The sequence below is a fragment of the Pseudoalteromonas carrageenovora IAM 12662 genome (assembly GCF_900239935.1).
GTDB classification, from domain to species: Bacteria; Pseudomonadota; Gammaproteobacteria; order Enterobacterales; family Alteromonadaceae; genus Pseudoalteromonas; species Pseudoalteromonas carrageenovora.
In genome coordinates, this window is the sequence record NZ_LT965928.1 from 2,689,348 (window position 1) to 2,700,932 (window position 11,585).

Sequence of the window (11,585 nt, forward strand, 5' to 3'; positions counted from 1 at the left end):
ATTACTTCACTCCTTGGGCAAACGCGCTTGTTGCAATATTTTTAAGCTCACTGCTATTTAGCACTTTTTTAATTTTACTCGCGTAATTAGGATCGGTTGCGTAGCCTGCTTTTTGTAGTGAATCTAAAAATTCATTTGGCTTTGCGGTATTTTGTAGTGCTTCTTCGTAACGTGGGTTTTGCGTTAAAAAATCAACAAAGTCGTTTACGCTATCTTTAATAGAATCGTAGGCTCTAAAGCTTGCTTGTTTTTTAACAGCTGTACCTTGCTCAAACTCAAGTGTTACTTTACTTGCTTTGTCGCCTTCCCAGCTTTTATCTGACTTAATATTAAATAAGTTATTTGAGCTGCCACCATCACTTTTACTAATGATATGCTTACCCCACCCCGTTTCAAGGGCGGCCTGAGCCACCATTACAGCTGGGTTTAAGCCAATTTTTTGTGCTGCAGTTTTAGCGTGTTCCCACACTGAACTTACAAACTGCTCTGCTGTTTCAAAATTAGTGCTACTCGCTTTAGGCTCATTAATATTGGCTTGAGTACTATCAATAGCAGCTGCTTGTTGCTCGTTTTTTTCATGCGCAAGTGTTGACCCAGCACGCTTGTCACTAAAAAAGTCATTTGTTGTTCTTAACACTGAACCGGGCATAAAGTTATCTGCTTCTGGCGAAAGCTGCTGCACTATTAAATCAGCTAAACCTAGAGAGCCGTTTGATGAAAGCTCAGAGGAAAGCTGCTGATCGTGCATTTCTTCAAAAAACTTTACACCACTTGAATTAAAAGGACTGTCTTCGTCTTCGAAAGCTTCATTTGCTTTGCGCATTCCTTTTAGCAGCATTTGCGTAAAAATAGCTTCAAATTGTGCAGCCGCTTTTTTAAGCGCAGCTTTTGAGGCATCAGTTGATGCATCACCGCTGTTTAAAGCGTCTTGACGTAATGTATTTAAATTACTTAAATCAAAAAAGTTTTGCTTATCGAGGTGATTTGTTTCCATCAGCTTTTTGACACAAAAATGAATAATGCTTTAACAAATGCAAAAATTGAGCCAAAGAAGGGGAAACAATAAAAAGCTTAAGTCCCTTTTGTATACTTAAGCTTTGTTTGGAAGGAGTAACAACCTGCAACTAATTAAATAACAACAAGCTGACCGTTAATGGCACCCGCTTCTTTTAGGGCTTCTAAAATAGCCATTAAATCGCCAGGCGCTGCACCTACTTCGTTTATTGCACGCACTAAATCGTCAAGACTAACGCCCGGGTTAAAAACAAACGCACGAGAATCATCTTGGTTTACATCAATAATGCTTTGCTGCGTGACAACAGTATCGCCGTTTGCTAGCGGATTTGGTTGAGAGACATTTTGTTGCTCTGCAATTGTTACAGTTAAGCCACCATGCGTAATTGCCGCTGGCTGAAGCTTTACGTTTTTACCAATAACAATGGTACCTGTTCGCGAATTAACAATAATTTTTGCTGCTGTATCAGCGGGTTTAAACTCAAGGTTTTCAAGCGTAGATAAGTAAGACACACGCTGCGAGGCATCCCGTGGCGCTAAAACTCTTATAGAAGCAGCATCCAGTGCTTGTGCACTATTAGGGCCCACTAAATCGTTAATCGTTTTTTCTAAGCGTTTAGCAGTTGTGAAGTCTGGGCGATTTAAATTAAAAGTAATGTAATCACCTTGCATAAACGGGCTTTCTACGGCGCGCTCTACAGTAGCACCATTTGGCACTCTGCCAACTGTAGGTGTATTAATAACAACTTTACTGCCATCAAGCCCTTGGGCGCCTAAACCACCGACAATTAAGCTACCTTGTGCAATTGCGTACACGTTGCCATCTACCCCTTTTAAAAAGGTTTGCAGCAACGTACCACCACGTAAACTCCCTGCACTACCAATAGACGAGACAGTGATGTCAATTGTTTGCCCTGGTTTTCTAAAAGCGGGTAACTCAGCATGAACAGCTACTGCAGCTACATTTTTAATTTTAGGACTTTGCGTAGAAGGAAGCGTAATACCAAAACTATTTAGCATGCCTCTGAAGCTTTGTTGCGTATATGAGTTTTGCTCTCCAGTGCCAGGTAGGCCAACAACTAAACCATAACCAACTAATTGGTTAGACCTTACGCCTTCGACCATAGACACGTCTTTAATGCGCTCGGCGCTCGCAGTAAACTGCAAGCTTAGTAAAACGACTAAACATAAAGCTTTTAGGCTCTTCATGTTGCTACCCTCTAAAATGGAAACAGCGAACTGCTAAAGAAGCGTGTAAGCCAACCTGGACTTTGCGATTCTTGTGTTTGACCTTTACCCGAGTACTGAATACGAGCATTTGCAATGCGGTTTGACTCTACTGTGTTATCAGCACTTACATCTTGCGGGCGAACTAAGCCTTCGAGCCTAATAAATTCTTCACCGGTATTTAAGGTTAGCCATTTTTCGCCGCGAATAACTAAATTACCATTTGGTAAAACACGCATAACATTTACCGAAATATCGCCTACTAAACTGTTTGATTGATTTGATTTAGAATCACCCGTAAACGATGAATCGCTGCCAATACCAAACTGAATACTGTCGCCACCAATATTTACAGGTAAACCACCTAAGCCGATAACAGGATCGAGGCTTGCGTCAGTTTCTTTATCTGTTTCTGTTTTAGCGGCTTTAGTAGCTTGGGTAGACTCTTCAAGTTTAACCGTAATTATATCGCCAGTACGTAGTGCTTTTTTGTCTGAATATAAATCGTTAGAAGTATGAGTATTAAATAAAGACCCAGTTGCTACCAGGGGCTCTACAACGGGCTCTGGGTACATAGGTGCATAGTACGGATCGTCTTGTACTACTTCACTATTTTGCGTAGACATACAGCCACTTAAAAATAAAGCACCTGCTGAAATAAATAAAATTTTACGCATAAAAGTCCCCTTACTCTTTAAAGCTGTTGATTAATGTAACTCATCATTTCGTCAACGGCCGAGATAACCTTGGAGTTCATCTCGTAAATACGCTGCGTTTCAATTAGGTTTACCAGCTCTTCGGTTACATTTACATTTGATGTTTCAAGTGAACCTTGAATAATACTTCCAAGTCCTTCAACTCCCGGGTTACCTTGTACCGGTGCACCACTAACAGCAGTCTCGGTGTAAAGGTTTTGCCCAATTGGTTCAAGGCCTGATGGATTAATAAAGTCACTAATTGTTAACTGCCCAATAACCACGTTATCAGCTTGACCTGCAACACGTACCGACACTTCGCCATCTTGTGAAACGGTTATTGATTGTGCGTCATCTGGTACATTCATTTCGGGCTGAATTACGTAGCCAGCTCCAGAGGTTACAATTCGTCCATCGCCATCAGTTGTAAATTGGCCATTGCGTGAGTAGGCAATATTGCCATCTGGCTGAAGTACTTCAAAAAAACCTTCGCCAGAAATCATCCAATCTAAAGAGTTCTCGGTAGTTAACATATTACCTTGAGTAAACTCTTTTTGGTTGGCAACCACCTTAGCACCCGCACCTAACATTAAACCTGACGGCATTTCGGTATCTTGCGATGAACGACCACCCGGCTGATTAATATTTTGATAGAGTAAATCTTCAAATATAGCGCGGCTTTTTTTGTAACCTACGGTGCTGGCATTCGCTAAGTTATTTGAAATAACCGATATATCGGTTTGTTGAGCGTCTAGCCCTGTTTTACTGATCCACAATGCTGGATTCATAATTATGCCCTCATTTTAAAGTTAAACTATGCGCATGAGCTGATCTTGACGTTCGTCAATTTCTTCAGCTGTTTTCATTAGTTTTACTTGTAATTCAAATTGACGCTGGTGACTTATCATGTCGACCATTTCGTGAACAGGGTTCACATTAGACATTTCAAGCGAACCACTTAATACTTTTACATTTGCAGAGGTGTCAACAGCTTGCCCTGCTACAGGCCTAAATAAGCCATCGTTACCTTTTTCAAGTTGCGAGCTGTTAGCTTCTACAACTCTTAGCGTGTCCACTTCTTCTAAGAAGTTAGCCGGTGCACCCTGCGGGCGTACTTGAATGGCACCATCTTCACTAAAACCAATTTTTTCGACCGGTACAGGTAAAATAACAGGGCCACCCTCGCCAATTACTTGACGACCATGACTTGTTACTAACATGCCTTGCGCTGTGATATTAAGCGTACCTACTTTTGTGTAAGCTTCGTTGCCCGATGCATCCTGTACTGCAAGCCAAGCGTTATCGCTCATCGCAATATCTAAATCGCGTCCGGTTTGTATTATGCCACCCGATACCATGTTTGAGCCTGGGCGCTCTTGCATTGAAAATACACGTGTCGGCAAACCTTCGCCAAACGCTTGCATAGAGCGCGCCTGAGCAAAGTCAGCTTTAAAGCCAGTTGTATTTGCATTCGCCAAATTATTGGCTTTGAGCGCAAGCCCCTGCAGGCTTTGCTTAGCGCCAGAGGCGGCAATGTAGACCATTTTGTCCATAGTATCGACTCACATAAAAATCTCTGAGTTGATAAATGCAAAATAGATGCCAGATTAAAATTGACGCAATAAACAGGAAGGTTTTATACAGGAGATCATAAAAAAGGCTGCAAAAATGCAGCCTATTTGAATTAAATTTAACTTATCGAATCTGCAAAATGCTTTGCTGAATGGTTGAGTTAACTTCAAGCGCACGTGAGTTGGCCTGATAATTTCGTTGGGCTGTAATCAAATCTACAAGTTCGTTTGTCAAATTTGTATTTGATTGCTCAAGTGCAGAGGAGTTAATACTACCAAAAGTACCTGATCCTGCTTCACCTGCAACAGGCTCTCCAGAGTCAATACTTTGCTTCCAACTTGTATCGCCTACTTGCGATAAACCTTGTGAATTAGGGAAGCGAACCATAGCAACTTGACCTAGGTAAGTTGAATCGCCATTACTGTATGAAGCAACAAGTTTACCATCGGTGCCAATATCGATCCCGGCTAAACGACCTACTGTTGAGCCATCTTGATCAAGTGCTTTTACTTCAAAACCACTCGAGTACTGAGTAGGAATACGACCAGCTGTGTTATTTTCATCACGCCAGTTCAGCTCAATACCTGTGCTAGGAAATGTTGCACCGTTATCAAGCATGGTAGATAGCCCAGTGCCTGCACCTGCTGGTAGGTTTATTTCGTCAAACGTTGTTAAGTTCGTGTTAGCTACACCGTCTGTTGTAGACGGCAAACCGCTTGAGTCGAAACCTAGTGTAGTGATAGGTGTATATGGCGTTGTAGTTTGTTCTGCGCCCGTTGTACCATCAACTACTTTACCATCAAGAGTGGCATATACTTCCCAGCTGTTGTCTGTGCCACCAGAAGCCGCATCTTCTTCTTTAACAAAGAAGTATTGTAAAATATGTGGCTCACCTAATGAATCATATACAGTTGTTGATGTTGAAGAGTTGTACGTACCATTTGATGTAGGGTCAAAATCTATACCCGTTGGATCTGCAGTTGCATCCAAGTTAAAAGATAGATATACATTTTCTGTTGCTCGAGGAGAACCCGACGAATCCGGAATTTGTACTGGGTTAGTTGTACTTAAACTCACAGAGGTAGTATCACCTGTTGATGAATCAACTGGAAAGGCTTGTAAATAATTACCTTTAGCATCTACCATAAAATTATCTTGGTTAAGCTTAAATGCACCCGCACGTGTGTATGTTAAATCTTGCGATGAAATATCATCAGTCATTGCAAAATAACCTTCACCCGTAATCGCTAAGTCTAATGAGTTATTAGTAAACTGTAACGACCCCTGATGAAACTGTTGTGCAACCATAGTGGTTTGTACACCATCACCATTTTTAGTTTTACCTGCACTAAATACTGATGATGCATATACATCAGCAAACTCAGCACGTGACTCTTTAAAGCCCGTTGTATTAACGTTTGCAATATTATTTGCTGTTACGTCTAAATCTTTTTGTGCGGCAGCAAGGCCGGTTAATGCAATATTGAAGCTCATAATTCACCTCTAACCTTTAAATATGTGGCCTGCTGGCAGGCAAAAAATACTAAATTTTATTATGCGATTTCTGCAACATCTGTCAGTCTAACCGCGCCTTCTTTAGTGTTAATAATAATGCCGCTTGAGCCATTTATATTAACGCTTTCAATGTTCTTAAATGTCGCTATTGGTAAGCTTGAAAATTCACCGTCGGTACTTCCTTCAGCTGATACAGTGTATTCACCTTCAGGTAAGCGCTCACCGTCTTCGTTGGTACCATCCCAAGTAAAACGAACCGCTCCAGCAGGCTGAGAGCCCATATCAATTGTTTTCACTAATTGACCTGACGCATCAGTTACCTTAATTTTTAAATTATCAACCGCGGCTTCTGCAACTGCAGACCCTTTAGCATCACCTGTTTCGTTTAAATCTAAACTGTTAGATTCTAATAGCGCCTGCTTACCTACAAGTGTTGAAGCTTGCAAAGCAGAGTTAGAAGTCATTGATGAAGCTAAAGATTCAAAGTTTGTGTTTAAATCAGTAATGCCTTGCGCCATCGTAAAATTAGTCATTTGTGCAATCATTTGATCATTATCCGCAGGGTTACTGGGATCTTGATACGATAATTGCTGAGTTAACAAAGAGAAAAAGTCTTCTTGCGTTAACGCGTCACTTTCCTCATCAGCTGTTGCTACTTGGGTGTCTTGCCAAGTAATAGAGTCTAAATAGGATGAACTGGTACTAATATCGTTACTCATAACCTACCCTCGGTTATCGCTGCCCAAGTAACAGCGTTTTGCTTAACATTTGCTTAGCTGCATCTGCAACTTGCACGTTTGTTTGATAAGAGCGAGAGGCTGAGATCATATTTGCCATCTCCTCAACAACATTAACGTTGGGTTTATAGATATAGCCGTTTTCATCCGCGCTCGGGTGATTTGGGTTATATTCAATCTGTAATGGCTTGTCACTTTCAACAATTCCCAAAACTTTAACACCAACAGCGGAGCCCTGAGGATTACTAGCCGATGCTGACGCTTTAGTCAGTTCTGCTGCAAATACAGGCTGGCGCGCTCGGTAAGTTTGGTCTTGAGATGAACTAATCGTATTAGCATTAGAGATATTACTTGCGGTAGTATTTAGGCGAACATTTTGTGCGCTCATACCACTAGCTGAAATATCAAATACATTATATAAACTCATAATTTTTATCCTTGACTACCGAGGGCTTTGTTCAGACCTTTAAATCTGCCGCTTAAAAATTGCAAGCTGGCCTGATACTCCATCGCATTCTGTGTATACAAGTTTCGTTCCACCTGTATATCAACCGAGTTACCATCACCTGTATCTGTTTGATTTGGCATACGAAATAATTCAGAACCACCTACACTTCTAGTACCACCGGCAATGTGATTTGCATCTGTTGTAACCATTGAATTGCCGCTTTGTTGGGTTGACCTTGCCGCTTTTAATGCTGAGGCAAAATCGATATCTTTTGCTTTATAGCCAGGCGTATCAGCGTTCGCTATATTAGTGGCAAGTAACTCTGCTCGCTGTGAACGGATCAACATGGCTTGCGGATGCACACCCAAAGCTTTATCAAAACTGATAGCCATAACCTTTCTCCAAAAAATTGACTTACCTATAGTTAAAGCAAAAAATAAGCCATTAATCTTAGAAGTTATGTTATTTTTATAGAGCTATGTTTTTAAATGAAAAACGACGCAAATAGCGTCGTTAAAAAGGAAGGAATTAACTTAATTATTTCTTTTGGTAAATGATACCAGGGTTGCACCGTACCATATCAAATTCATTACTTAAGCCAGTCATCGATTCCGAAGCACCTAAAAATAGATACCCTTTAGGATTTAAGGCTTGAGCAAATTGACTAATAATTTTTGCTTTTACTTCTGGTGCAAAATAAATAAGTACATTTCGACAAAAAATAATATCAAACTTACCCATAAGTGCATAAGAATCAAGTAGGTTTAAGTGCCTAAAGTTAACTTGTTTTTTTACCGAATCGTTAACTTGAGCCATACCATTACCACTATCTTTGAAGAACTTTTTACGACGCTCTGCAGACAAACCTCTTGCTAACGCAAGTGAATCGTACTCTGCATTTTTACACATATCGAGCATGGTATTAGATATATCAGTACCGGTAATTTGCGCTCCCATGCGCAGTACTCCAGGCTGCTTTGCCTGAAACTCCGCAACAGACATAGCAATAGAGTATGGCTCTTGCCCTGATGAACTTGCCGCAGACCAAATTTTCAATGGCCTCCTTAGATCTTTAAATTCAGGGAATAATCTATTTTGTAAAAGCTCAAATGGGTATTGATCTCTAAACCATAACGTTTCGTTTGTGGTCATTGCATCAACAACTGCGGCTCTTAATTGCCGCTCATGTGGCCCAAGTGTTTTACTGACTAGTTGCGATAAAGATTCCACATTAAATCGAGCCATTAATGGAGCAAGTCGGCTTTTAACTAAATACTGCTTGTTTTCACCTAAAACAATGCCACATTGCTGCTCTAAAAACGAACGGAACTGATCGTATTCACTTTGCTGCAAATCTTTATTATTCAAATTAATAACACCTATAATTATTCGTCACTATGAACCCATTTTTTAACCGCTGTAGCTAATTCATCAGGGTTAAATTTAGCAATAAAATCATCTGCGCCTACTTTTTCGATCATTGCTTGGTTAAATACACCACTTAAAGATGTGTGTAAAATAACGTGCAATGGCGCTAATTTTGGATCTGCTTTTATTTCTGCAGTTAATGTATAGCCGTCCATTTCAGGCATTTCAACATCTGATATTAATAAACCTACTCTTTCTGTAATATCGTTTTTACAATCAAGCTCGGCTATTTCTTTAAGTCTGATTAGTGCTTCTTTACCATTTTTAGCAAGCTCAGTTTGTACACCTAGTGGTTCAAGAGCACGCTTTACTTGGTTACGAGCAACGGCAGAGTCATCAGCAATAAATACGATACGCTCGCCTAAATCTTTTTGGATATCACCACCGGCAGCTACTTCAGCGCTCACTTCTGTATTTACTGGGCAAATTTCGTTAAGAATTTTTTCTACATCAAGAATTTCTACTAATTCATTTTCGATTTCGGTCACAGCGGTTAAATATGAATATCGCCCAGCTCCTGATGGAGGCGGCATTATTTTTTCCCAATTCATATTTACTATTCGCTCTACACCACCCACTAAAAACCCTTGAACAGAACGGTTATATTCAGCAATGATAATAAAACTGTCTTTAATGTTTTCTATTGGACGCCCGCCTACAGCCATCGATAAATCTATAACTGAAATAGTTTGGCCACGAATATGCGCTACACCACGAATGTACGCATTCGATTTAGGCATACTAGTAAGAGGCGGACATTGTAGTACCTCTCTTACTTTAAATACGTTAATACCAAAACGCTGACGCCCTCTGAGCTTAAATAAAAGTAATTCTAGGCGGTTCTGCCCAACCAACTGTGTGCGTTGGTTTACTGAGTCTAAAATGCCTGCCATTCAAATCTCCTAAAGAAAACAAATAATGCGGAACGATAATTGCTTTCTAATTATAAAGCTACATAACATCGCGGGAGCGTCTAAGTTTTGACGCAAAATATTTATACCCTGTTTGAAACCATAAGCATAGTCGAAACATTATGAGTTTGTTAAAAAAAGTCAGAAGATACAGTGTTTTTTATTTTGTTGCCAGCCTCTGCTTAGCAACACCTTTGCATGCAAAAGTGTTTAGCAAAGATTTATTACAAGAGATAGCCGTTAGTTACGTAGCTAATCAAATAAACACAAATGATAGTGATAAAACTCAATTAAGTGCCCTACCACTTGATAGCCGCATACCTGATCGCATCTGTAAATCCCCCCTTGAGCTAACGTCTGCTAGTGAGCCTCCTTTTAATAGGCAGGTCACTATTCAGGCTAAGTGCCAAGATGAGCAAGCGTGGGCGCAATACGTACATGTAAGAGTTGTCGAAATGGCCCCAGTAGTAGTTGCGAATGCAAACCTAGCTCGTGGTGAAGTAATTACTAAGTCACATTTAAGTATACAAATGAAGCCTTCGCACTTTGTGAGAGTCCAATACTTAGATAACCCTGATATGTTGATTGGTAGCAGAAGTAAACGGAACATTAGAAGTGGTATGCCAGTACTACTTAATCAAATTTGCATGGTATGTAAGGGAGATTCTGTTAATATTTACGCAAACCTCAGAGGCCTTAGAATTAAAACCACGGGCATAGCCCTTGAAGATGGTACTTTAGGCGAACAGGTTCAGATTAAAAACAAAAAATCAGGTAAAATTTTAAATGCTCGAGTAGATGGTGTAGAGTCTGTTCAAGTAAACATTTAATTTAGATTTATACTAAAGTATCCTACGTATATGCCGATAACTAGGCATTAGTTGGGTAATATACAGGTTTATTATTATGGTCAGTCAAGTTAATGGTAGTAATCAACAAACGAATGCGCTTACAAACGCAAAGCAACAACAAGTTGATTTAAAAAAAGATAATGCAAATACACAAGCTGCACAGTCGCAATCTCCAAAAGCTGCGAGTGATTCTGTAAGCTTGACGCCACAGGCACAACAATTAAAAACATTGCAAGATAAAGCGCAACAGTCGCCTGGTTTTGACAGTGAAAAAGTAGCTGAACTTAAAAAAGCAATTACCGAAGGTAAATACCAAATTGATGCTGAAAAGCTAACAAAAAAGTTAGCAGATTTTGAGTTTAACGTTTATGGCTAATCATAACGGTTTAATTTGCGTAAAATTAAATGAGCAAGTAGATTGCTTAGACTCATTACACGCGCTGTTAAACGAAGAGCTTACAGTTATAGCATCTCGAAGAGGTGAAGGTTTAAAAGAGCTTGCCCAACAAAAAATGCCTTTTTTAACCAAGCTAACTAAGCTCGATAAAGAGTTAAACAAACTTTTTGTCGCTAATGATGAGAATTCTCCTGAAGTGAATGAGCTTGTTGACCAAGTCAAATCACAATTAGCACAATGCCAAAAGCAAAATAAAGTTAATTCACATGCAGCTCGCCAAGCTCATTTAAGTGTTAAACAACTTAAAGAGATTTTAATTGGCGCACCAACCAGCATGACTTACGATCAAGGCGGTAGCGTAGTGAATACTGATAACAAGTTAGTCCGTAACTTAAAAGCCTAACCATACTTTATTTATAGCCATATTTTGCTAAAAGGCCCTTATTGAATATTTTCAATAAGGGCCTTTTAAATATAGATAGCTTAGTAAGCTGCGCTTTGAATAATAAACCAATCTGAACTTGCTACCTTCCGTACTAACATACTTACAATCACTTTGAACCTATAATACCAACGCCAATAAATAGCTGTTCTATTTTACTTGCTAAAACAACCCATTTCTTTGTTGTAAATTTCGTAAAGGGAACAACCACTTACATCAATTTACGCCTTGAACTGAATTGTTTTTCGGCGTGAAATTTAGAACACATATTTAATGGAGTTGGTATAAATAAATCGCTTTATCAAACATTAGATTAAGTACATTTTATAGCCCATCTCAATACTAAAC

General features: G+C 39.7%; 14 protein-coding genes. 3 read left to right on the forward strand and 11 right to left on the reverse strand.

Annotated elements, in window-relative coordinates:
• Nucleotide 1: 1 nt before the first annotated feature.
• The 11 genes from flgJ to ALFOR1_RS12255 form a co-directional block, all read right to left on the reverse strand.
• Nucleotides 2–994: a flagellar assembly peptidoglycan hydrolase FlgJ gene (gene flgJ / locus ALFOR1_RS12205; RefSeq protein WP_058548571.1), complete on the reverse strand. Its 993-nt coding sequence runs from the start codon at nt 992–994 to the stop codon at nt 2–4.
• A gap of 134 nt (nt 995–1,128) precedes the next feature.
• Nucleotides 1,129–2,223: a flagellar basal body P-ring protein FlgI gene (locus ALFOR1_RS12210; RefSeq protein ID WP_104643124.1), complete on the reverse strand. Its 1,095-nt coding sequence runs from the start codon at nt 2,221–2,223 to the stop codon at nt 1,129–1,131.
• A gap of 11 nt (nt 2,224–2,234) precedes the next feature.
• A complete protein-coding gene (gene flgH / locus ALFOR1_RS12215) occupies nt 2,235–2,918 on the reverse strand; it encodes a flagellar basal body L-ring protein FlgH (RefSeq protein WP_104643125.1) in 684 nt (227 codons plus the stop codon).
• A 17-nt stretch (nt 2,919–2,935) separates the two neighbouring features.
• Nucleotides 2,936–3,724: a flagellar basal-body rod protein FlgG gene (flgG, locus tag ALFOR1_RS12220; protein WP_002959420.1), complete on the reverse strand. Its 789-nt coding sequence runs from the start codon at nt 3,722–3,724 to the stop codon at nt 2,936–2,938.
• A gap of 21 nt (nt 3,725–3,745) precedes the next feature.
• Nucleotides 3,746–4,489: a flagellar basal-body rod protein FlgF gene (flgF, locus tag ALFOR1_RS12225; protein ID WP_104643126.1), complete on the reverse strand. Its 744-nt coding sequence runs from the start codon at nt 4,487–4,489 to the stop codon at nt 3,746–3,748.
• A gap of 142 nt (nt 4,490–4,631) precedes the next feature.
• Nucleotides 4,632–6,002, reverse strand: a complete 1,371-nt coding sequence (gene flgE, locus ALFOR1_RS12230; protein WP_058548575.1) for a flagellar hook protein FlgE — start codon at nt 6,000–6,002, stop codon at nt 4,632–4,634.
• A 59-nt stretch (nt 6,003–6,061) separates the two neighbouring features.
• A complete protein-coding gene (locus ALFOR1_RS12235; RefSeq protein ID WP_058548576.1) occupies nt 6,062–6,742 on the reverse strand; it encodes a flagellar hook assembly protein FlgD in 681 nt (226 codons plus the stop codon).
• Nucleotides 6,743–6,755: 13 nt separating this feature from the next.
• Nucleotides 6,756–7,187 carry a flagellar basal body rod protein FlgC gene (gene flgC / locus ALFOR1_RS12240; protein WP_058548577.1) on the reverse strand — a complete coding sequence of 144 codons (432 nt, stop codon included), beginning with the start codon at nt 7,185–7,187 and terminating at the stop codon, nt 6,756–6,758.
• A 5-nt stretch (nt 7,188–7,192) separates the two neighbouring features.
• On the reverse strand, nt 7,193–7,600 hold the full coding sequence (gene flgB, locus ALFOR1_RS12245) for a flagellar basal body rod protein FlgB (RefSeq protein WP_058548578.1): 408 nt from the start codon (nt 7,598–7,600) through the stop codon (nt 7,193–7,195).
• Nucleotides 7,601–7,745: 145 nt separating this feature from the next.
• Complete coding sequence (locus ALFOR1_RS12250; RefSeq protein WP_058548579.1) at nt 7,746–8,576, reverse strand: CheR family methyltransferase; 831 nt, start codon at nt 8,574–8,576, stop codon at nt 7,746–7,748.
• A gap of 17 nt (nt 8,577–8,593) precedes the next feature.
• Complete coding sequence (locus ALFOR1_RS12255) at nt 8,594–9,529, reverse strand: chemotaxis protein (RefSeq protein ID WP_058548580.1); 936 nt, start codon at nt 9,527–9,529, stop codon at nt 8,594–8,596.
• Between the two features lie 140 nt (nt 9,530–9,669).
• On the opposite strand from ALFOR1_RS12255, the gene flgA reads away from it, so the two are divergent.
• The 3 genes from flgA (at nt 9,670) to flgN (ending at nt 11,198) form a co-directional block, all read left to right on the forward strand.
• A complete protein-coding gene (flgA, locus tag ALFOR1_RS12260) occupies nt 9,670–10,377 on the forward strand; it encodes a flagellar basal body P-ring formation chaperone FlgA (protein WP_058548581.1) in 708 nt (235 codons plus the stop codon).
• A 76-nt stretch (nt 10,378–10,453) separates the two neighbouring features.
• Entirely contained in the window at nt 10,454–10,774 is a 321-nt protein-coding gene (flgM, locus tag ALFOR1_RS12265) for a flagellar biosynthesis anti-sigma factor FlgM (RefSeq protein WP_104643127.1), read from the forward strand.
• Nucleotides 10,767–11,198, forward strand: a complete 432-nt coding sequence (gene flgN / locus ALFOR1_RS12270) for a flagellar protein FlgN (RefSeq protein WP_058548583.1) — start codon at nt 10,767–10,769, stop codon at nt 11,196–11,198. Before flgM ends, flgN begins: the two co-directional genes overlap by 8 nt.
• The last annotated feature ends 387 nt before the right edge of the window (nt 11,199–11,585 follow it).